This window comes from Rubripirellula obstinata (genome assembly GCF_001642955.1).
GTDB classification, from domain to species: Bacteria; Planctomycetota; Planctomycetia; order Pirellulales; family Pirellulaceae; genus Rubripirellula; species Rubripirellula obstinata.
Genome location: NZ_LWSK01000100.1, coordinates 1 through 20872 on the forward strand (window position 1 = coordinate 1; position 20872 = coordinate 20872).

At 54.0% G+C, this 20872-nt stretch carries 19 protein-coding genes; 11 read left to right on the forward strand and 8 right to left on the reverse strand.

The genetic code is table 11. The annotated features are described in order from the left end of the window. Positions 1 to 133 precede the first annotated feature (133 nt). Positions 134 to 1501, reverse strand: coding sequence for a hypothetical protein (locus tag RC85_RS19400; RefSeq protein WP_068265861.1), 1368 nt, complete (start codon positions 1499 to 1501; stop codon positions 134 to 136). Between the two features lie 108 nt (positions 1502 to 1609). Between RC85_RS19400 and RC85_RS19405 the strand changes: the two genes are divergently transcribed. The 4 genes from RC85_RS19405 (at position 1610) to RC85_RS19420 (ending at position 4291) form a co-directional block, all read left to right on the forward strand. Then, positions 1610 to 2602 (forward strand): bile acid:sodium symporter family protein, encoded by a 993-nt coding sequence (locus RC85_RS19405; RefSeq protein ID WP_068265862.1) that lies wholly within the window; start codon positions 1610 to 1612, stop codon positions 2600 to 2602. Between the two features lie 398 nt (positions 2603 to 3000). Beyond that, entirely contained in the window at positions 3001 to 3336 is a 336-nt protein-coding gene (locus tag RC85_RS19410) for a flagellar biosynthesis anti-sigma factor FlgM (RefSeq protein WP_068265863.1), read from the forward strand. A 116-nt stretch (positions 3337 to 3452) separates the two neighbouring features. Then, on the forward strand, positions 3453 to 3965 hold the full coding sequence (locus tag RC85_RS19415) for a Fur family transcriptional regulator (RefSeq protein WP_068265885.1): 513 nt from the start codon (positions 3453 to 3455) through the stop codon (positions 3963 to 3965). Beyond that, positions 3962 to 4291, forward strand: coding sequence for a hypothetical protein (locus RC85_RS19420; RefSeq protein ID WP_068265864.1), 330 nt, complete (start codon positions 3962 to 3964; stop codon positions 4289 to 4291). The genes RC85_RS19415 and RC85_RS19420 overlap by 4 nt, the downstream gene beginning before the upstream one ends. A gap of 263 nt (positions 4292 to 4554) precedes the next feature. On the opposite strand, the gene RC85_RS19425 is transcribed toward RC85_RS19420, so the two are convergent. From RC85_RS19425 to RC85_RS19435, 3 genes are all read right to left on the reverse strand, one after another. Continuing rightward, a complete protein-coding gene (locus RC85_RS19425) occupies positions 4555 to 5595 on the reverse strand; it encodes a DUF1559 family PulG-like putative transporter (protein ID WP_068265868.1) in 1041 nt (346 codons plus the stop codon). Between the two features lie 274 nt (positions 5596 to 5869). Beyond that, positions 5870 to 6487, reverse strand: coding sequence for a hypothetical protein (locus RC85_RS19430; RefSeq protein WP_068265869.1), 618 nt, complete (start codon positions 6485 to 6487; stop codon positions 5870 to 5872). A 175-nt stretch (positions 6488 to 6662) separates the two neighbouring features. Continuing rightward, positions 6663 to 7121, reverse strand: coding sequence for a hypothetical protein (locus RC85_RS19435; RefSeq protein ID WP_149752824.1), 459 nt, complete (start codon positions 7119 to 7121; stop codon positions 6663 to 6665). 284 nt (positions 7122 to 7405) lie between these two features. Between RC85_RS19435 and RC85_RS19440 the strand changes: the two genes are divergently transcribed. After that, positions 7406 to 8332, forward strand: coding sequence for a tetratricopeptide repeat protein (locus RC85_RS19440; protein WP_235033326.1), 927 nt, complete (start codon positions 7406 to 7408; stop codon positions 8330 to 8332). Between the two features lie 294 nt (positions 8333 to 8626). Then, the gene (locus RC85_RS19445) at positions 8627 to 8947 is read left to right on the forward strand and encodes a hypothetical protein (protein WP_068265873.1); all 321 of its coding nucleotides are present in this window, start codon (positions 8627 to 8629) and stop codon (positions 8945 to 8947) included. Positions 8948 to 9074: 127 nt separating this feature from the next. On the opposite strand, the gene RC85_RS19450 is transcribed toward RC85_RS19445, so the two are convergent. From RC85_RS19450 to RC85_RS19460, 3 genes are read right to left on the reverse strand one after another with little or no spacing between them, the layout of a single operon-like run. Beyond that, positions 9075 to 10016: a CNNM domain-containing protein gene (locus RC85_RS19450; protein WP_068265875.1), complete on the reverse strand. Its 942-nt coding sequence runs from the start codon at positions 10014 to 10016 to the stop codon at positions 9075 to 9077. After that, positions 10013 to 11284, reverse strand: a complete 1272-nt coding sequence (locus RC85_RS19455; protein ID WP_200836778.1) for a CNNM domain-containing protein — start codon at positions 11282 to 11284, stop codon at positions 10013 to 10015. Before RC85_RS19455 ends, RC85_RS19450 begins: the two co-directional genes overlap by 4 nt. Before the next feature lie 33 nt (positions 11285 to 11317). Further along, complete coding sequence (locus RC85_RS19460) at positions 11318 to 13081, reverse strand: ABC-2 transporter permease (protein ID WP_068265877.1); 1764 nt, start codon at positions 13079 to 13081, stop codon at positions 11318 to 11320. 539 nt (positions 13082 to 13620) lie between these two features. On the opposite strand from RC85_RS19460, the gene RC85_RS19465 reads away from it, so the two are divergent. Both RC85_RS19465 and RC85_RS19470 read left to right on the forward strand, forming a co-directional pair. Next, a complete protein-coding gene (locus RC85_RS19465) occupies positions 13621 to 13815 on the forward strand; it encodes a Flp family type IVb pilin (protein WP_084422854.1) in 195 nt (64 codons plus the stop codon). 23 nt (positions 13816 to 13838) lie between these two features. Continuing rightward, positions 13839 to 14345, forward strand: a complete 507-nt coding sequence (locus RC85_RS19470; protein WP_149752823.1) for a hypothetical protein — start codon at positions 13839 to 13841, stop codon at positions 14343 to 14345. Between the two features lie 181 nt (positions 14346 to 14526). Here the strand turns inward: RC85_RS19470 and RC85_RS19475 are convergent, their stop codons facing one another. Next, positions 14527 to 16422, reverse strand: coding sequence for a GMC family oxidoreductase N-terminal domain-containing protein (locus tag RC85_RS19475; RefSeq protein WP_068265881.1), 1896 nt, complete (start codon positions 16420 to 16422; stop codon positions 14527 to 14529). Positions 16423 to 16544: 122 nt separating this feature from the next. Between RC85_RS19475 and RC85_RS19480 the strand changes: the two genes are divergently transcribed. The 3 genes from RC85_RS19480 (at position 16545) to RC85_RS19490 (ending at position 20285) form a co-directional block, all read left to right on the forward strand. Beyond that, entirely contained in the window at positions 16545 to 17441 is an 897-nt protein-coding gene (locus tag RC85_RS19480; RefSeq protein WP_068265882.1) for an NAD-dependent epimerase/dehydratase family protein, read from the forward strand. Further along, positions 17438 to 19141 carry a PTS sugar transporter subunit IIA gene (locus RC85_RS19485; protein ID WP_068265883.1) on the forward strand — a complete coding sequence of 568 codons (1704 nt, stop codon included), beginning with the start codon at positions 17438 to 17440 and terminating at the stop codon, positions 19139 to 19141. The genes RC85_RS19480 and RC85_RS19485 overlap by 4 nt, the downstream gene beginning before the upstream one ends. 298 nt (positions 19142 to 19439) lie before the next feature. Beyond that, entirely contained in the window at positions 19440 to 20285 is an 846-nt protein-coding gene (locus RC85_RS19490) for a glycosyl hydrolase (protein ID WP_068265884.1), read from the forward strand. Positions 20286 to 20872: the final 587 nt, after the last annotated feature.

Here is a 20872-nt window from a genome sequence, read left to right on the forward strand (position 1 = left end):
CTTTGTTGAATGATCTGCGGGCTACCCCTCGTACGATCGAATAGCAGCTTGCGATGCAAATCGGAACTTCCAAAGAAAACCCGAATTTCACCTTGACTAAGATTCCCTCATAGCAGCGAAAGGCGACGATGACTTACCTCCGCTCGCCGGTCAGCGGGCCGCCTTGGTATTGGCCGACGCCGGAGATGCGTGCGGGGGCCGGTGGGCGGTCGCTCATGTCGGGGATGGGGCGTTTGGGTGGGATTAACAGATTCAGCAGGGCTTGGTTTTGCTGCGACACCGGCACCATTTCGCTGTGCGATGGCGCGAGTACTGACATTAACCGAACGGCTTGCAGATCCAGGCTGGGCGTTTGTGCGATCGGTATTCCGCCGACGCCCATGACGACACCGATCGGAGCGTCTTTGTAGCCGATTTCTTGGCGACAAATTCCGTCCAATCGCATCCGTGGTCCGTTCAGGCTGAACCGCATCGCCATGCAGTCGTAGGCGACGTCTTCATGGCCTGGTGGTAATTGGTTGATCGCGAAACCCAAAAACTGGTTCGTGCTTTGCAACAATGATCGACCAATCAGCCCATCGACCGCGTGAATCGAACCTGACACATCGACGGTTTTTTGGCTGGGGTGCAAGTGACATCGCTGCAGTTTTAAGGTTGCCGTGCCAGAGAATCGGTGAGCTTGGTGTTGGAAGATTCGATCGAGTGAAAGGTTGCTAAGCGTTGCACCGGAGAGATTGATTTGCCAGTCCGCGCCATCGGCGACGCCCTCCATCGTGCCGGTGAAGGTTGCGTTGTTTCCAAGATTGGACCAATGACCGGGCAGGTATTCGGCAATCGCGGAGCAGGGCAGGGCAGTGCCGCCGGTTGCGATTGCCCACTCGGTTGTTGGCTTTGCTTCGCTGCGATCTCTTAGCAGCGTGATTTGAATCGGAGACGATTCGGCGGAACCAGCCAGCAAACAATGAATGGTGGCACGAACACTTTGGTGACCAACCTCGCTGTCACCATCGGGTTCAATCCAAGCATCGACGTCACGCAGCGTGATCGGGCTGTGAAGCGAATGGATCGTTAAATCATTGGCCGCCAACCGAGCTGATTCGCCAAGATGTTCGGGGCGGCAGAGAAAACGATCGTGGAGCAGCGACCACGATTGGCTTAGCGTCTCGGCTTGCAGTTCGGGTTGCTGCAGCAAGATGACGGTGCGTCCGTCTTCGGTGGACCAATCGACCTGACGAACCGTCGCGACTTCTTGGCCGGTTTCGGGATCGGTTAGCTTGATCTGTTTTAGAAGCGTGTGGCTGGGCGAGACAACTTGGTAGTCGTCGATGCTGACGACCAACCCGGTTTGCTGAGCGATCGTTTGCTGGACGGCATCAATGCACCGGCGGTGATACCAGGGGGACATCTGGATTAGGATGGTCGTCAAAATTAAGAATGTGGGCACCGCGCAGCAGAGAACGAACACCAGCCGCGCGAGGCTTCGTTGGGTTCGTTCATGCATTCGAGAGTGTCTCCAGCATCCGTGCTAAAATCAGGAGTCGCCTGAGCATCGAAGCTGAGCATAGAATCTGGGTCAATTCCGCCGATAGATCGCTTGGGCAAATCACGCATGGGGAATAAGGTCTCGAAAAACTGGTTTTTGATCGCGCTGGCCGCCTGTTTTTGGGTCGGTTACCAGTTCGCCGATTCGATCGCAGTGGCGTTGCAGTGGCCGTATTTTCGCAGCGGAATTGTCTTTGCTGTCATGATGGCAATGGGCGTGACGCTGCGTCCCGATGCGATCCGAAGAAGCTTGCAGCGACCCGCGGCGGCCATCGTCGCAATTGCCAGCAATACGTTATTGGTGCCGCTGCTGGCGTTGCCGACGTGGTTTTGGTTGCCGGCGGATCAGTTTGGTGGGCTTTTTGTGGCGGCGTTGGTCCCGTGTACGCTCGCGTCGGCGTCGGTTTGGACGCGAAAGGCCGACGGAGACGATTCGATCGCGATTTTGACCACGGTGGTGACCAATTTGGCTTGCTTTGTGGTCGTTCCGGTTGGTTTGGCGATGGTGCTGGCGCGGCAGAGTGACGTTTCAGCAGGCGAGCAAATCGCCAAGCTAGCTAGCATCGTAGTTGCGCCCTTGGTGCTGGCTCAGGTTCTGCGTCGGATCAGCGTTTCGGGACGCTCGATTGGAGCCCCATCCATTGGAGACTGGGCGGATCAGCGGAAATTGCCGCTGTCGATGTTTGCACAAGTTGGGATCTTGGTGATGGTGATGTTGGGAGCAGCTCAGAGTGTGGTTGCGGTGGACGGGGAAACCGCCGCTAGTTCATCTTGGACGATCATGTCCTGGATAACGCTGATCGCATCGGTTTGCGGAGTTCATTTCGTCGCGATGGGGATCGCGATCGGATTAGCCAAAGCATGCGGGATTCCCCGGTCGGGGCAAATTGCTTGCGGCATTGCTGGCAGTCAGAAAACGTTGATGGTTGGATTGCAAATCGCGATCGATTGCGGTGTCAGCGTGCTTCCGATGCTGATTTACCATGTCGGTCAATTGCTGATTGACACGGTCATTGCCGAGCGTTGGAAAACAAAATCGAAAAACCACGAATCTGATTAAAGATCGGCGAAAGAAGTTTGGTCATTGCCCTTGAAGATAGTTTCACGGTTTTGGTACCGTCCGATTGATCCAAAAAACCCAGGAAAGTAGCCGTCATTACCTGATTAGTTTCAATCGTGGCGTCCAAGTAGCCGATAACTCTCCATAGTTTCTGTCTACTTTGCGCTCGAAAGTCTCTTTTCGCTGACGGATTGCATCCTGGGACAAGGATCGCGGCGCTGAGGTCAAACACCACTCACAGAAACGTTTACTGACCGATGAAACAGGATGTTTCGTGGATCGGTGATCGACCTCATTCGCGGTTTTTCCATTCATACGTCGTGACCATTCTCTTAGGATTATGAGAATTGGTTTGGCGGCATGAAGGTTCCAGTCCCAATACGGGGAGCAATCACAAGATGCAAATTTACGGTCCATACCGAGTTTCGACTGCCCAGAACGCAGCTCCAGCCAATCGTGCTGGTCAGGCCCCCAAAGCGGGTGAAGCAGCAGCGGGCAAAGCAGCGGCTAAACCCACGGCGGCACCCGTCGATCAGCTCGATTTGTCGTCCACCAGCAGCACGTCGGCAATGTCAGGCGTCAATCGTCTGGCAAGTGCGTCGCCAATTGCGGGTGGCGGCGAAATCCGGCTCGACAAAGTTGCCAATTTAAGGCGGGAAATCGCCAGCGGTAACTACGAAACACCGGAAAAGCTTGACGCTGCACTCGATCGCATGCTCGATTCATTCGCTTGATTTAGCGAGATCGCCAGCTCCGGCTCGCTCGCTGAATCTGACGCAATCGCAAGATCTGTTTGATCGGCTACAATAGAAGCGTCCATTGCCAAGCCCTCAAGCCGATCGCAGATTTGATGTCGTCTTCAATCACTCCTGAACCTTTGCAACGTTTGAACGTTTCATCGTCGCCTCAGGAGCGATTTGAGGAGTATTTGCAAACGCGTGGGCTGCGTCAAACCAGTCAACGCAAATTCTTGATCGACGCCGTGTTCAGTGAGCACGAGCATTTCGACGCCGACGAATTGATCGATCGGCTGCCCGCCAAAGGCGAAGACAATTACGTCAGTTCGGCGACGGTCTATCGGACGCTGCGTGAGTTCGTCGATGCTGGATTGCTAAAAAGTTTTCAGTTGGATGGGCGCACGGTTTACGAACTCGATTACGGCTACCCGGCTCACGATCATTTGTACTGCACGCGGTGCAAAGAATTGTTCGAGTTCACCAGCGAAGCATTGGTCGGTCTTCGCGATCAGGTCGCATCGAAGATGGGTTTCCGAGTCAGCGGCCACCGCATGATCATCCAAGGCATGTGCAGCGATTGCATCACCAAGAGTCGCCGTAAGAAACGCAAGCAAGATTTGGTGTGAACGAATCAGCGGTGGCGAACGAAGATGAGTTTCGTCGTTGGCTTCGTCGAATCGTTTTAGTTGCCAGCGTCCTGGCAATCGGCTGCCACGCTTGTTGGACAGTATTGGTCTACCGAAATTTCGGCTTTGCATCGCCGTTGTTGATCGCCGCACTCTATGGGAATCTCGCAGGTTCTCAACCGTATCTTGCTTCGGCTACGGCTGCGTTTATATCGAACACCGTATTCTTCTTGACGTTCACCTGTTTCCTGATGACCGGCCGGAAGCTTGGCGTTCGCTTTGCAAAACCTCCCATCCTTGCGGCACCTACGTGCATTTACGTTTAACGACCAAAGCAACGTAGGCCGGAACAAGCGAAGCGCAGTTCCGGCAATTGCATGGTAGCGTGTTGGATTGCCGGAACTGCGTTTCGCTTGTTCCGGCCTACACCAATCCTCGGAATGCTTTAAGAAATGTCCCGAAATGACTTCATGAAATTGGGCCCATCAAACCTCAACCCGAACGCGCAAGCCAGGGATTCTCGCGTTAAAAAAATCCCTCGCTTACGCGTTCGGGTTGGGAAATCAGGACGTTGTTTCGCGACCGTCCTTTAAAACTCTTCAATCACTTCGCGGTCGGCGATTGAACCGAGCCGTCGCCAAGTTTGAAGGTCAATCGAGTCGGTGATGAAACGGACGGCCCCGTCGGCCACCAGGACCATGACACCGCCGTCGTGTCGGCTTCGACCGCTCTTGATGGCGGCGGAACGTGAATAGCAATCGTTTTCGAGTGCGTTGGGGGCTCGGAAATGGTGATAGCCGGAATCGTTGACTGCACCATCGGCCCACTTTTCACCGCGATTGAAGATGACGGGTCGGGCGTCGTCCAAGCACCATGAATCTTCGACTGTTGGTGCACCGGCATTCCACACCGACGCGGTCACTCGTTCGGCACCCATGTTGGCGACGCCGCGGGTGCTGTCGGCCAACCCCGAACCGACAATGGTTTCGCAGAACGCGACCGTGTTGGAGACGCCATCGAGTATGTCGCGAAATCGCGTTTGCGAGTCGATGTAAAACAGGCCATCGCAATCAACGTAGACGCCACCATCTTGGGCGGTCCCATTGTTGGCGTGATAATTCGCCGCACCCCATTCTTCGCTGATCCGATCGTTCACATCGCTGGGGCAAAGAAAGGTTGGGACCAACGACGAAACCTCGGTTCCCAGGTCCGGATGAGTCACCACGCTTGGCGGCGGTCCGGGGGTGAAGATGTAAAGCGGTTTCTGAAGATCGATCGCTCCGTAGATTGCGGACTGTTCCAAGTAGGGCGTCAGCATTCCCAGCGGTCCCCAGCGATAGAAAGACTGCTGCGATGGTGGAACCGGCGCTTTGGTTTGATCTCGCTGTGACGGAAAACGGTTCAACGTTCCGTGGTGCATGTGCAGCCCCAGACCGATTTGTTTCATGTTGTTGCTGCACGACATCCGCCGCGTCGCTTCGCGAGCCGCTTGCACGGCTGGCAAAAGCAGTCCAACAAGGATCCCGATGATCGCGATCACGACAAGCAGTTCAACCAGCGTAAAGCCGTTTGCTTTCCGCCGCATCGTCCCGCGACATCGAGCTAGGTTTGATTGAGTTTTGAAAATCATTTTTGTTTCTGAATTGATGGTGTTGTGTTTGTATGGGAGCGCGCCTGCGACCTGCCCGTCGCTGATACCGCCAGTGTTCAGACGAACTTCAGGCGAACATCAGGCGAGCTTCAGTCGAGTTTCAGGCGATCTAGGTACTGAACCCTGGCGGGATCAGCTACGTTTGAAAACAGTCTCGTCGATCGAATAGCCAACTCCGCGCACACCAGTGCGCGCAGCTTCAGCCTCGTTTCAAATTCGATTCAATGAAAATGCAGCGGCAACAGAAAGTCGCCTAGAGAGCCCGTGACCAGGGGACGGGCGGAGTCGGTGCATACGCGGGTGAATCAGCCGACTCGTCGGCGAGCACCAAACCAGTCGATCGCACCCTGGCAGTCAAGGTTTCCTTGGACTCATTGACCACCACTGCGATCGAAAGCAGTTTCCAAAACGACTGCACTCCGCGGCATTGAGCTGCTTTCCAAAACAGCACAACCGAAGTCGTCGCAGGCTTGGCAGCCGTCTTGGCTTCGTTGGCCTTCTTTGGGGCGGCCACTTTTTTAGGTTTTGCAGAACAGCAGCAAGATTTGCAGGCCGGTGCATCACCGAATTTTGGTTCGGAGGCGATGATGCTGGAGGATTTCGCAACCCGAGCACTCAAGAACGCGGGCGGCGTGACGTCGTTCGCCTCCGCCCATGCAATCTTTTCAGAATCGCTGTGGCAACAACATTGATCCCAACAAAACTCGGCGGTGGAACAACCGCAGGGACAGTTTTCACAAGGAAACCGTTCCCCACTGTTCAACAAACCCGATTTTTCCGCAGGCTCAATCCCGGAAATTCCGCCCAGCAAAAATACATACGCCGCCAGCAGCACCCAAAGGATGTAGCGCCGATTGGTTTTTCGCGTCACGAAGGGCATCGAAAGGTCAGCATGTGTGGGGGAAACGCCCGAGTCTGATCAGAAACGGCAACAATCCGCTAAGCATCACAAAAATATCGTTTGGAAGCAATCTGCTCGTCCTAAAAGCGACAATATGACGCTGGAGCAGTACACGCGAGGCCGAATCAGATTTAGTCTCGAACGTTCACGAATCCTGTAACTGTTTCATGATCGCGGCGAAGACGAGTTCGTTTTCCTCGAAACTGCGGCTTTCTGCTTGGATCTGGATCACGAATTTGCCGTCGGCTAGGCCGATGAAGATCAGCCGGGAAATGATCAGCAGGTCCAGGTAGTAGAAGTTCAGGTCAACGATCCGATCGGCTTGTTCCAACTTCTCCGGCGGCCATTCCTCCCGCTCGACCTCGCCATATTCGGCGACAATCAGCTTTTCGATCGACTCAATCAGAGTTTCTTCCCGGACGCCATCCTCGGCCGTCGCGACTCGGTCGGGGCCCAAGCGATCGATTCGTTCAAGGCTAAAGAATCCGCCGCTGGGCAGTTCAAACGTTGCTCCGTCAATGCCTTCCTCAGCCGAACGCTCTGCAATCACCCAATTGTCGGGATACAAGAAAGTCAGCCCGAGTGATTCAAAGGTCGCAGGCATGGGATAGGCGTCGGTGAGGTGAAGGAGAAAGAAGCCACAAGATTCATCACAGCATGGGCAATCTGAAACGGGCTTACAATCCCGGCAATGAAGCCCCGAATGCGAGTTGAATTTGAGTTTCACGCCGACCAGCGGTCTTGATAGCAGCGTTCACTATTTGTTATTCCCAACCAACAGTTTGTTTGCAAGCTGCCCGTAGCTGATCCCGCCAGGGTTCAGTCAAGATTAACCCGATCTAGGCCTGAACCCTGGCGGGATCAGCTACGTTTTAAACAGTCTCTTAGGTGATTTTGTTGTTCCGATCGGTCGTCCTGCTGATTCTTCTGAGCGTCACGTTGGCTTCGTGCGGTTGCCGCGCGATCCGTCGGTTCGGTGACAGTCGCCAATCTATCGCTGCCCGGCGGTTGTCCGGTCAAGGCTTTCAAGCGATGCATGATGGTCGCTGGGAAGTGGCCGAATCGCTGTTCACGGATGCCTTAGACATTTCCCAAGCGGATGACCGTGCCCATTGGGGGCTCGCGGAATCCTATTGGAATCGTGGCGACAAAGAACTAGCGGCACAGCAAATGGAACAGGCCGTGCGATTGAGCGCAGGCGATCCCAGGTTTGTCGGTCGATTGGGTGAGATGTATCTGGAATTAGGACGCTTGGCCGAAGCCGATCAGCACAGCCAAATGGCGCTGAGCGGTTCACGTGATTCACCGGAGGCCTGGCGATTGAGAGGTGACTGTTTGCGTGCGGCAGGCCAAGCAGACGAAGCGCTCGGTGCTTATCATCGTGCCTTGGCACTGCAACCTGATTTTCCCGCGGTGCAAATCCAAGCTGCGGATATCTATCGATCGCAAGAACGTTTCGATCGCTTGCTCGCGACGCTTGATCAATTAGAAGATTCGATGGGAGCCGACAAGACGCCGTCACGAGCGGATTTGTTGCAGGGAATTGCACTGCGAAAGATGGGACGATCTGGCGAAGCAAGACGCAGCTTTGTTCGTGCTGGACAAAAGGATCCGGGCGATGCAGCCCCGCACCTAGAACTGGCCATGCTGGCTTTGGATGAAGGCGATTTCGTTTCCGCTGATCTTTTTGTTCAAACGGCTTTGTCGATTGATCCGGCCAAGGTGGAAGAAGAACGTTGGGCAACCATTTTTGAGCAGCAACAGCAACAAAGATTGGCGGCTGACCGCAATCCTGTCAGCACGTTGAATCGCTGAGTGGCAATATCGCTACGTAACAATATCGCTGAGTAACAATGTCGCTGCGGCATGATTCGCGGATTCTGCCAGTTGTCGGGATTGTGAGGGCGACCCTTTCGCATCGCAGTCTTCTTAGCTGCGCCAGGTGGACTTTTGGCATCCTAGGTTGAGCAAAAACTATCGCCGCAACGTCCGGAAATTGACCTCATCGGTGACCTTTGCAAGGTAGGTTTTATTCAATAGCACGTGTATGGGATCTATATCACTTCCAATCATGCGATCGCCTGAAGACTTACACGACGAGAAAACATCATGACGACCATCGGAAATTCTTTTGTTGCTGGACCCGCTGTCTCAACGGGATTCGTGGTTTCAGCCAATACTGCAACTGAAAACAAGACAGACGAAACGACAAACGCCAAGCCGTTTGCCGATCGTCGAAGCGAATCGGCTTCGGTACCGTCGGCGACCGAGCGTCGTCAATTCGGAAACTCTCACCAGGGCTTGTCCGACGACGGACGTGAATTGGCCTTAGCGATCGATCGATACAAATTAGAAAACCATCGCCGATACCTAACCTGCGACGAAATGCTGCAAGTCCTCGGCGACTTGGGCTACACAAAGTCCCACTGATATCGATCAGCAAAGTAGGCCGGAACAAGCGAAGCGAAGTTCCGGCAATCCACGACACTGCGATGCCATTGACGGAACTTCGCTTCGCTTGTTCCGGCCTACGATGGTGATACAAAGGGGCTGATTGCTACTTGATCAGCGGTTGCAGTAATTGGCGGCGGGTGACCACGCACTTCACTTCGCCGTGTTCATCTTGCAACACTGCAACGTCACTACCTGCGTCATACAGACGTAACAAGACCCGCAAGTGACGGTCGGTCACACGGGCACGGATGACCGGTTTCATATTGAGTACCGGATTCCGCACGCAAAGATCGCCATACCAAAGCGCGCCGACGATCTGGCGTTTTCGACTGACCAGTACGATGGGATGATTCCGTCGCCGTGCTTGATGCCGAGCCTGATCGATATCGACCGGTTCGGCGACCGTCGCCAATCGCTCGACTGGGACGCCAAACGAGATTGCATTCTGGTTTCCGACCTCGAACAGATTCTGTGCAACGGCTCGTTGGCCCGCCGCCAAGATGCCCGCTTCATGGCCATCTCGCAACAGTTGATCGAGTTCGCTGCGTGCCATCGCCAATCGCAATTGGAACGGAGTCTGGCCGGTGATTCTCTGCAGAATGCGGCCCAAGAAACCTAGCAACAATGAAATCGGTGCAAACAACAATGCTGCGGTCAAAAAGAACGGACGCGTTCGGGTGACCAACAGATTGGGAGCCTGGAAAAACCAGTACTTTGGCAGCAGTTCGCCAAACACAAACACAATCGGCGTCAACATGATCGGGCCAATCAACTCAGCCGCGCTTCCGCTGCCAAACAACACACCGACCGCCATCACAATCGACAACGAGGTGAGATAGTTGGCAAGATTGTTGCCCACCAGTGCCGTCGCGACAAAAATCTCGGGGCGATTCAGCAACCAAATGATTCCACGTGCTCCACGTGAACCGCTCAGCGCGTCAAGAACCAAGCGAGTTCGCGAGACCCGGTAGAGCCCGGTTTCGCTACCGCTGAAAAATGCGCTCAGCGCTAAACCAACCAGGAACAGAATGATGGCGATCGTCATGATGCCGCCTCGTCGTCGGATGGTTGTGGACTGACATCGATCCACACACCATCTTTGTCTTCTTCGGCAACGGTTAAGACAAATTTGTCCAGCGGTGCCGAGTCACCGATCCGGGCAAGTCGTTCGTTATACCGGCCGACATAGCCGGCGACCGTCGTGACGCCTTCGCCATCGATTTCGAGACCCAATTCTTTGATCAGCTTGCGAATACTGGTCAGACCCCAAACACGGTATTGCATCGGACCTGATTGAGTGATCGCAGCTCTGCCACGCAAATCTTCTTCGTGATGCGGTGCAAGAATCTGCTGCATGATTTCGTCAATCGAAACCGCGCCCAGCAATTCACCAAACTCGTTGACGACCACCGCGACCGATCGATCTTCTTCCTTCAACCGATCAAGCACCTGCGATACCAAAGCCGACCAGGGAACGTAAATCACCGACTCCGCTGCGCCATCAAGATTATCCAACTGGCTGGGGCGAAGGGTTCTTAGTCCGATCGCCTTGGTAATCATTTCTTCATCCGGATCCATCACCATCAGGTATCCGCTACGCATCGGTTGGTCGATGATCGTCTTGCGATGGATCGGTTCGTTACACAACCAAAGCTTGCTTCGCGGTCGCATCCATTCGCCGACGCGGGTTTCGGCTGTTTGCACCAAGTTACGCAGCGACCGACGTTCGCGTTGCAACAATGCGGCGTCGTCGGTGCCAAGTTCAATGGCGCGTTCGATATCAGCGAGATCAATTTCAGGTTCGGCTTGAAATGATGGCCACAACAATCGTCCGATGGCCGAATTCGCTTGGGTGACCATCGGTAGCACGGGGCTGACCACGCGAACGGCCATCGCCAGCGGCGGCGCGAGCGCGACTGACAAACGGACTGGCACAAGAACTGCAAAACTCTTGGGCAACATTTCGCTGAAGAAAATAATCGCCAGCAGGCTCGAAGCGGTCAAAAAGAACGCTGCCGAATGTCCCGACGATGCCTCCAAACGTGAACCCAGAATCGCAGCAAGTGCAAAGTAGGTCATGTTGATCAGCAGGTTCCAAAACAGAATCGCCGAAAGTAACGGTTCAGGGTCCGCCAGCAAGCGAGTGGCAATTTTGCCTCCGATTCCACCTCGCCGAAGCAGTTTTTTGTCGCGTGTGCTGAGCGAAAACAATGCGGCTTCGCTGCCGCTGAACATCGCGCTAAGCAGAATCAAAACACCCATCGCCAAGACCAACGGCCATGCTTCGTAAAACCAACTTGCAAAACTGCTCATGGGCAATTCCCGTTCATCGTCGCGACCAATCCACTAAGCTCGGTCACTCGCCGCACCTCGGTCTCGTTCTAACGAAACATCAAATTCGCTTAGCGCCGGGATCATGATCGCTGCGATCGTGAAGACGTAGCCAACGGTGATGGCAAAGAACACGTAGAGATGATCAATCTGAAGCAAGAACTGAGTAATCGCATAGAACGTGATCAGCGGCAGTGTGAACGATGCCATAAAAATTGCTGACGATGGATTTCGCCAGCCAAGCGAAGCAAACAAAGCCGCTCCACCGCCAAGAATCATCACCAGGAATGGCGCGAGCTGAAGCTGAAACGCGCCACGGAAGCTGACCATGATCGTCATGCAAATCGCGATTCCAACGCACAGGAAAAACACTGTACCCAGGCTGGCCAATGTTGCCGCACGGGATGCTACATGATTGAGTCCTGAATGAATGCCAAGCATCGCAACAAAGACATTCAGCAACAGGCTGCCCAGGATCAAATAGCAGGCATTTTCAACCGAAACGACTCCGGCGTACGCTAAGTAAATGATCAGGACAAGCGGCAACAGAATCATTTCCTTGCCGACGTACATGACCCCCAGTAATTTACCGAACACAAATTCAGACGGCGATAAATCGGTCACCAGCAACAAATCAATTGCCAAACCATCGCGTTCGCCGGTGACTGCGTTGACGGCTAGCGCGTTGACCAACACCAGCCCGATCACACCCAGTGCTGTCATCGGCAAGGTGACCGCCGGCAACGCGCGGCCGATGCGTCCACCGGGCTCGAATGCGGTTCCGTCCTGAATTTGAAAGTAGATCAGCCCGGCCGACAACGCAAACAACAAAGCGAAGGCAACACGAATTACGACCACCTTGCGTCCGTATGCCCAGGTGCGAATCTCTCGCCATAGAATTGGGTTGTCCCACACTCGGCGTGGTTCGCGAACCTTCCAGTTGATCGATGTCTCGCCGACTTGATCAGACGATTCAACTTCGGGCGTTTTGAAACGAACTTCGCGTGATGGATTCCAAACACGCACCTTCGCTACGCCAATGATCAATAGCAACGCTGACAATAGTAGCGTGATCAGGACAAAAGCACCGATACCTGTGGCGGTTTGGGACGACAATGCAACCATCGGCGATGCTGCCGCGGAAAGTGCGCGAAGTGGGCTGGCGGCCAATGCCCAGGTTTCTGAAGTGCCAAATGCTGCCGCGATCGCTTCGCCAACGCCGACATACATCAACAAGATCAGCACGGTCATGGCGATCGCCTGGAACGTTTTTTCTCGCCACATACCGACCACGGTTCCAACCGTTCCCGCCAGCAATACCGACGCGCCCGTGACGACAAAGACACCAACCACTTGCGTCGGCGAAACACCACCGAGCAGCGGTAGGGCTAGGAACAACGGCAAGCCCGCCAGCAGCATTGAAAGGGGCGACAGTAATGTCGCAGCAAGTTTACCGCCGACGACCTCAAAGCCGCTCAGCCGAGTCAGCAAAAGCAGGATCAGTGTTCGTCGATCCTTTTCCTGAGCCACACTGCTAGCCGCACCCACGGCCGCGAACGAGCTGAGGACGAGCCACTGCAGCGGGGCCAGCAAGGTGAACATCCATCCGCCAAACCGCGCACTGTCCGAACTGCTGGTCAGGGTCCGAGATCCATCAAGAACCAGGTAGCCGGTGCATAGCAGCAGAAAGAATGCCAACACGTAGACGCAACGACCGAGGTAAGTTTTGGTGCGTTTGGGGGCAACCGTCGCCTCGCGGATGAAGATGGGGCCGAGCATGGAAGTCTTGATGGTATGGATCGTAAATTGAATCGGTCTAATTCGGTCTACATAGAGTACTGCCCGCGGGTTCGACCAGCGAGGTGCGGTTTGACCCAGGGCGAATCAGTTTTTGAAGCTGGGAATTCTTCGCAACCTGCAGCGTAAGCAAGGGATATCGTCAATCCCTTGCTTACGCTGCTAGGCCGTGAAGTTATCTCGTTCTTAAACGTAAACTTGAACTTCAACCTAAACTTTCGCCGTGAGAGTTGTAGTTTAAGAAAAAGTTAAAGTACAAGTTTTGGGATTGCTCATTTCTTCACAGCCTATGCGGGTTAGGATTTCAGCGCCCAACCCAGGTCGGAAAAGTGAGTTGTCCCGCGATTCGACCTGCAATATCGGAAAATTCGGAACGAATGTGGTGAAATCAAGCACACGCCGCCGGAGGTTCTTTCGTTTTGCTGCCGATCCGTCCTAGGTTTCCAGTAACGACGGGTTTCGCGTGATTCGCGTCGATTTGCCAATCAATGGATAGCACTCCAGCAACGTTCCCGCACACCATGTCATTGCTTAAACGGACTCAGCCGATCATTCGCTTTCTGGTCGAAGAAGACGGCGCGACTGCTGTCGAATACGCCGTTCTAATCGCATTGATCCTAGGAACCCTGATCGGATCGGCCTTGCTGCTGGGGCCAGCCGTCGATGGCAGCTTCAAAGAATCCTCCGATGCAATCTCGGGAGCGTTTGGATCGTGAGCCAGAATGCCAAACCAGTCTTCGTGCGTCAGCAACTGCTGATCGATGAGAAAGTTCAGGGCGCTCTGTTGAAGAGGGCAGGGTTCTACAGCGTCGCCTGTGCTCTGTACTTTATCGTGATTTTGATTTTCGCCGAATGTATGTCGCGGCAAGATATCAGCGTGGGTGAAGCAATCTTTGGATGCTTTGCAGAATCAATCTATTGGTTGCCCGGTTTGTTATTGATGGCTCCGATGATCGCCTACGACATGCTTCGGCAAACCAACCGATTTGCTGGACCTGTTTTTCGTTTGCGAAGAGAGATGCAACGATTGGTTGCAAACGAGTCCGACCGTCCGCTCAATTTTCGCGACGACGATTATTGGACAGAAATGGCTGACGAGTTCAACCAAATCCGCAGCGAGCTAATCGAGCTTCGGAAAGCACAGGCACTGTCGTTGGCTTCAAAGGCCACAAAAGAAAGCAAGCTTTTCGATGACGCCGAAGAACAAGGCGAAGAGGCTGCCCTGTTCGGAAATCTAGTCAGCTAAAGAATGAGCGAAGAATCATAGTCGCCTTCGGCTCCGCGAAAGTGCGCTTTGATCGTACTTCCCAGAAGAGGTTGGGAGTTTATCCCAACCCGAACGCATTAGCGAGGGATTTTCGCGTTAGACAAGATCCCTCGGTTACGCGTTCGAATTGGGAAAACGGAAAGTTATTTAGGGGCAGTTCCTAGGCAAACAAATCGGTGAAGCCTGGTTCAGCCACAATGCCGTCGGCGATGCGTTCGGCGAGCGCTGAGATTGTTAGCAACGGATTGCAGCCGATCGATGTTGGAATGACTGAACCATCTGCGACATACAGTCCATTGTGGACAGGCGTTGACGTCGTCGATCCGGGGGCGAATGAGTATTGCGGATTGATATCGAACACTCGGCCGCGATCATCGACAACGCCGCGATCAGGCGAGTCAGCCATGCTGCATCCGCCGAGCGGATGAACCGTGATGAAGTTGTCGCCAAAAATCTTTAGGTACTTGTATTTGCCGCCATGTCCTTCGGCAACTTTGGCAAAGTCAGACCGGATCAGTTTGCGGTAAGGACTTTTCATCAGTCCAGGCCACTTGACGCTGCCAAGACCGTCTTTGCGGAGCACGATGCGTCCGTCAGCGCCGTCGTGTCCCATGCCCAGCATGACCAGCGTTTGGTCCAGGTCCATGTCTTGCATCAGCAAACCCAAAATGTTTGCGTATGACCTGGATACCGTTCCGTCTTGAATGAGTGTTCGGTCTTTCAAGTTCGGACGATTGGGAAACGTTAGATTTGTTTGAATGGTCGGGCCTGGTCGGCAACCTTTTGTGTCGTAGGCACTGGTGCCGGCAATGTTGGTTAAAAATTCACTCTTACGAACAAACCCCAACGCGTCACCGTTCATGGTCCATTTGCAGCCAAGTTGTGATGACAACTCCATGCCGTACCCTTGGCTTCGCAGCAAAATTTCGTTGCTGCCGATGCTGCCCGCTCCGACGATTACCATTCGGCTGGTCACACTGCCGCAGACCGCCTTGAAATCTTTTCCACGTCCTGGCAGATAGGTTTTGAAGTGGATTCGATATCCCTCGCCAATCTTTTCGACTCGAATGACTTCGGTGTGCGTGTACATTTCTGCGCCGCAAGACCTGGCCATCGGTAAGTAGTTCATCGCCAAGGTGTTCTTTGCACCAATATTGCAACCTGCCGTGCAATCGCCGCAATCGGTGCATCCACGTTGTCGCTGGCCTTGCCGATTAATGATCGGTCCATCACCGGCCGCTCCGCGAGTGATCGTTAGTGCTGCCGATTCGAACCGAGCTCCAAATTTCCCCATTCGGCTAGCAGCCAATCGTTGTGCCTTTGCTTTGGGCGATTGATCAATCGGTTCAAACTCCGCACCCAATTCCCAAGCCGAACGTCCGTAAAAAGGATCCAGGGCAAGCGGGTTTTGCAAGGCGGTTGGCCAACACGACTGTTCAAACACGGCCGACTCAGGACGAATCGCGATGCTGGCGTTGATTAGTGAAGAACCGCCCAGCCCGCTGCCCGACAAGACATTGACTTCATCGTTTTGCATCGCGTTGACCAAGCCCACTGGGTTATCAACGGTATTCTTATTGCGTCCCAACAATTTGAACCGAGATTCCTTGGTCGCATCGCGAAACCGATCCGTGAACGTACCGGGAACGTATTCACGTCCGCGCTCAATCATCCCTAATCGTGTGTCCGGTTTTTTTGCCGCCGCCAATCTCGCGGCGCAAACCGATGCGCCGTACCCTGAACCAATGATCAAGATGTCGAAATCAAAGGGCGAATGAAAACGCGGGTTTTGCGACAGCAGATGACGGCCGTGACGTGACAGGGATCCGCCAAACGGTTTCATGTTGGCGACATAATCGGCGATGGCTCGCTTTTTGTGGTCGCTCTCGTAAGATCTTGCTCGGCCAGCGATCACTGGCAGCGAACGAATCGGTGCAAAATCGGCTTTTGCCTCGCCAGAGAGCGCAACGCCAGCGGTTGCGGCGGCAATTGCAGCGCCGGTTTTGATTGATTCGCGGCGATTCGGCTGCGATCGTTTTTTGGTACTGGATTTCATTAACTGGGTTTCAAACGTTCATCCGTGATCGATTGACTCAACAATAACTGTCTTATCGGTCCGCAGCACTCGCCGAACGTGAACACGTCTTCTCTGCAAACAAATTGGGTTAGAATTGGGCAATGAAAATCGGCATTACCGGCGCAACTGGATTTCTTGGGAAACACGCCACCCATCGTTTACTCGGTCAAGGGCATCAGGTGGCGGCGTGGTGTCGCGACATTGACGCCATCAAAACCGACGATTCCATTCAATGGATCCAGGGACGGCTTGGCGATGATCGGGCGACGCAGGCGCTTGTGAAGGATTGCGATGCGATTGTTCATGCTGGTCTGTATCAACCCGGCAGCAGTTTTGTTGGCGGCGAAGGTGATCCGGTCGCTTACCTGGAAACGAATATCATTGGCAGCTTGAAATTGCTCGAAGCCGCATTTCAACATGGCGTCGATCGATTCATCTTTGTTTCCACCGGCGCGGTTCACGATCGCGTGGCCGAAGATCGACCGCTTGATGAGAAGCATCCCCTTTGGCCATCCAGTTTCTATGGTGCTTACAAAGCATCCGTTGAAACGTTGGTTCACACCTACGGATTCTCAGGCATGCTTTCTTGTTGCACGCTTCGTCCAACATCGATCTACGGTGCCGCTGAACCCATCGAGGACTCGAAGTGGTATGACATGATCTCGGATGTTGCCGCTGGGAAGGATGTTCAGGCTACCGGTGGAAGCAAGTCAGTGCATGTTTCGGACGTCGCCGCGGCGATCGATTTGCTGCTTCAGACCGATCAGCCTGTTCGCGGCGAGACTTTCAACTGCACCGATCGAATGATCAGCCACTTCGAGGTCGCCCAGATCGCGAAAGCTGTTTCCGGCAGTTCAAGTGTCATTTCGGGCCAGCCAAAAGAAGCGAAGCGGACCATGGATACTTCAAAAATCGAAGCTTTGGGGATGAAGTTCGGCGGAACCGCCATCTTGGAATCGACGATCCGTCAGATACTTGGTCTTGGTCAAGATTCATGAGCTTTCTTGAAACCGTTCGTTTTGATGATCCGCTACTGAACCTGGCAATGGTGCTGGTTTGCGGGATCGTCGGCGGTGAGATCTGTGGGCTGCTGCGTTTACCAAAGGTGACCGGTTGGATTGGTACCGGGATTCTGCTGCGGGCGATGTCGTTGCCTGGACTCGATGGCGAAGCGCTGCAGCGTTTTACGCCGTTCATGAATTTTGTGCTGGGCTACATTGCCTTCACCGTCGGCGCGGCACTTTACTTTGCCAACCTGCGTAACGCGGGGAAACGATTGTCGCTGCTGTTGTTGGGCGAAGCGATCGTGACGCCAATCGTTGTCGGTTTGTTGTTGATTTACGTCGGTGGAATGGAGATGAGGCCCGCGATTTTGTTGGCAGCCATCGCGATCGCCGGAGCACCGGGGACGACCGTATTGGTTGTTCAGGAAGCACGCGCACGCGGTATCTTGACGTCCACGCTGATCGCAGCGGTCGCGTTGATTGACATGGTCGCCGTTGGCATGTTTGTGTTTGTGTCTTCATTCTTGCACGTTGACAACAATTTTTTCGAGGCGCTCGGGTACGTTGGGTTTCAAGTCGGAACCAGCTTTGTCATCGGAGCTTCCTGTGCCTCCTTGGCATTGGTGCTGAATCGAACGATCGCAGGGCCCGCGTTCTTAGGTCCGCTGATGGTGGCTGTGATTTTGGGGTCTTGGGGAGCCGCCGTCGGTTTCGGAGTTTCGGGGATTCTTGCCTGTTCCTTCGCGGGCATCACGGTCACCAATTTGAGGCATGAAACGGTCCGCAGTGCCGAGGCGTACTTGCACAACATTGGTGGCGTTCTGTTTGCATTGTTCTTCACATTGGCGGGGATGCGATTGGACTTCAGCCAAGTTCCTGCCGCTTTTTCGCTAGTCGTTCTGTACTTTTTTGCACGACTTAGCGGCAAGTATTTGAGTGCGTTTACGGCGTTGGGCGTGGCGGGTGTGCCGAGTCGTGTTCGCAACTACTTTGGGCTCGCACTTTTGCCACACGGCGGCGTGGCGGTGGGATTAATTTTGTTGGTTCAATCTGAGCCACACCTTCAAGGTGTCCAGGAAATTGTGACGACCGTGGGTTTGGCGGCGCTCGCGATCAATCAATTGCTTGGGCCAAGCGCAGCACGAATCGCCCTGACTCGTGTTGGCGAAGATCACAAGGATCGGCCAAGGCTGCTCGACTTTTTGCAAGAGCAAAGAATTGTGGTCGACCTGAAAGGCAATTCACGAGAAGAGGTGATCAAATCGCTTGCCAATCATTTGTATGCAACCACAAAGTTGCCGGTTCCACAAAAACAGTTTGTTGAGATGGTGATGGAACGTGAAGCAGAAGTGACCACCTGCATGGGCGAAGGCCTAATGATTCCGCACACGATTTTGAAAGAAGGCGAAGAGGTCAAAGGCGTGCTTGGAATTAGTACCGAAGGTTTGGATCTGAAAGCGCCCGACAATCGGCCTGTTCATGCGGTGCTGTTGTTGGCCACACCCGAATCCGAGCGAAGCCGTCACCTGGAAGTGTTGGCTGCATTCGCAACCGCGATCACACGCGACGTCAATCTGCGAGAACAACTTTACCACGCCCGCAGCGCCGCGCACGCCTACAACATTCTGCACGCCGATGACACCGCCGAGTTGAATTACTTCCTCGAAGATGTGATGGAACGGACTCGGGATTAGCGAGGCAGAAAAAAGTTAAGCCGATGATATCTGATTGATCTATTTGATTGAGACTGGTGTCGTGTCTATCCTGTTAGGAACGTGCGACTTTTCATAGTCGCCTTTCGCTCGGCGAAAGCAGCGGATTCGCTACTTTCGCGGAACGAAAGACAATACGAATTCCCCGCTCGTTGCTTAGTTATTCGTGTTGCTTCTGTGATAACGTGTTTGAGCAAGCTGACTGGTATCTAAAGCACTCCGACAACATGCCAACGTTAACTCTGCCGACAGAGTTTTCAAATTGTGATGGATCCAACTCATGCAGTATGCCAACGTTTCACGACGCCATTTTCTACAAGCATCCGCCCTTGGTCTCGCCATCACCGGCGTAGCCCATGCCGCACCTAGCCGTCGAAAAACCGCATCAAAGAAAGGGTGCTGCTTTGTTGCACGCGAAAACTCACCTTGGCTTGAGTACACCAAAGCTTTGAAACCAGATTGGCTCTACACCTGGGGCAGCGTTCTGCCCGAGGGGTTACCCGAAGACATCGAGTTCTGCCCGATGGTTTGGGGCGGTGGCAAAAAAGAAAAAGTAAAGGCGAGGCTTGAAAAGATTGCGGCGCTGGTCAAGAAAGACCAAGTTAAATATCTGTTGGGATTTAACGAGCCTGATAAGAAAGATCAAAGCAACATGACCGTCGATCAGGCTTTGGATTTGTGGCCGTTGTTGATGGATTTGAATGTTCCGTTGGTGAGTCCATCCTGTGCCCACCCGGATCGTGAGTGGATGTTGGATTTTATGAAGGGTGTCCAGCGTCGGGATCTCCGCGTTGATTACATCGGCGCACACTCCTACGGCGGTCTCAATCCACAGGCGTTGGTGCGGCGGATGGAGAAAGTCGCCCGTACTTTCCGTCGGCCAGTTTGGATCACCGAGTTTGCTGTCGCAGACTGGAAAGCCAAAACTCTAAAACAGAATAAGCACTCGCCACAAAAGATAGCCAGGTTCATGCAAAACGTGATTCCGGCTCTCAACGCATCCCCCTACATTGCCCGATACGCATGGTTTTCCGGTCAACCAAACCACAAAGCACTGGGCAATTCAGCCCTATTTGACACCCGCGGAAACCTGACACCCCTGGGACGTCTTTACGCCCAAGCGTGATCCATTTTGGATAGGTTTTTGATCGATTGTTCGACACTTCTCGGTGAACGCAACCAATTACCTCCGCCGCGCAGCGGGTGAGGTCGAAATTTCACGGCTTGTCGATTAAATCAATACTCGAAAGGCAATGGTGAGCCGCTGGCCGTAAGGCCTCGGGCAATGCGGTAGGCCCGGCCGCTCACGCGTCGCGGCTCACGTGAGGTCGGACCTTTCAGTGGCCGGGATGGGGGCGAGCGTTGCCGAGCCCTCTCCCTCGCTTTGGCTCGACCTCTCCCGAGGGGCGGGAGAGGTGGGATCCAACGCCGTGAAGGGTTTTGGTCCGGGAAAACACGTGTTAGGAACGTGCGGGTAATAAGTGTCGCATTTCGCAGCGGACGTCGTATTAATTACTGCCGGATTCGTGTCGTCACTCATCCCGGAGGGAAGTCGAACAAATAAATGCAAATTGTCGTTGATCGATCCGCGATCATAACGCTGGTGAATAGTCCCGGCGGGACGGAAGCTCTCTGCCGGGGATGTAAATCCCCGGATGGCAGCGTTATATCTCATTAATTCTCTTGCTCGGTTTCGCGGCGTAGCCGCGAAAC

Excerpts from the sequence above, each read along its gene's own strand:
- RC85_RS19445 (WP_068265873.1), top strand. The coding sequence starts at position 8,627 with ATGACGACCATCGGAAATTCTTTTGTTGCTGGACCCGCTGTCTCAACG.
- RC85_RS19405 (WP_068265862.1), top strand. The coding sequence starts at position 1,610 with ATGGGGAATAAGGTCTCGAAAAACTGGTTTTTGATCGCGCTGGCCGCC.
- RC85_RS19450 (WP_068265875.1), bottom strand. The coding sequence starts at position 10,016 with ATGACGATCGCCATCATTCTGTTCCTGGTTGGTTTAGCGCTGAGCGCA.
- RC85_RS19460 (WP_068265877.1), bottom strand. The coding sequence starts at position 13,081 with ATGCTCGGCCCCATCTTCATCCGCGAGGCGACGGTTGCCCCCAAACGC.
- RC85_RS19465 (WP_084422854.1), top strand. The coding sequence starts at position 13,621 with ATGTCATTGCTTAAACGGACTCAGCCGATCATTCGCTTTCTGGTCGAA.
- RC85_RS19415 (WP_068265885.1), top strand. The coding sequence starts at position 3,453 with ATGTCGTCTTCAATCACTCCTGAACCTTTGCAACGTTTGAACGTTTCA.
- RC85_RS19400 (WP_068265861.1), bottom strand. The coding sequence starts at position 1,501 with ATGCATGAACGAACCCAACGAAGCCTCGCGCGGCTGGTGTTCGTTCTC.
- RC85_RS19425 (WP_068265868.1), bottom strand. The coding sequence starts at position 5,595 with ATGATTTTCAAAACTCAATCAAACCTAGCTCGATGTCGCGGGACGATG.
- RC85_RS19480 (WP_068265882.1), top strand. The coding sequence starts at position 16,545 with ATGAAAATCGGCATTACCGGCGCAACTGGATTTCTTGGGAAACACGCC.
- RC85_RS19485 (WP_068265883.1), top strand. The coding sequence starts at position 17,438 with ATGAGCTTTCTTGAAACCGTTCGTTTTGATGATCCGCTACTGAACCTG.
- RC85_RS19435 (WP_149752824.1), bottom strand. The coding sequence starts at position 7,121 with ATGCCTGCGACCTTTGAATCACTCGGGCTGACTTTCTTGTATCCCGAC.
- RC85_RS19455 (WP_200836778.1), bottom strand. The coding sequence starts at position 11,284 with ATGAGCAGTTTTGCAAGTTGGTTTTACGAAGCATGGCCGTTGGTCTTG.
- RC85_RS19475 (WP_068265881.1), bottom strand. The coding sequence starts at position 16,422 with ATGAAATCCAGTACCAAAAAACGATCGCAGCCGAATCGCCGCGAATCA.
- RC85_RS19410 (WP_068265863.1), top strand. The coding sequence starts at position 3,001 with ATGCAAATTTACGGTCCATACCGAGTTTCGACTGCCCAGAACGCAGCT.
- RC85_RS19490 (WP_068265884.1), top strand. The coding sequence starts at position 19,440 with ATGCAGTATGCCAACGTTTCACGACGCCATTTTCTACAAGCATCCGCC.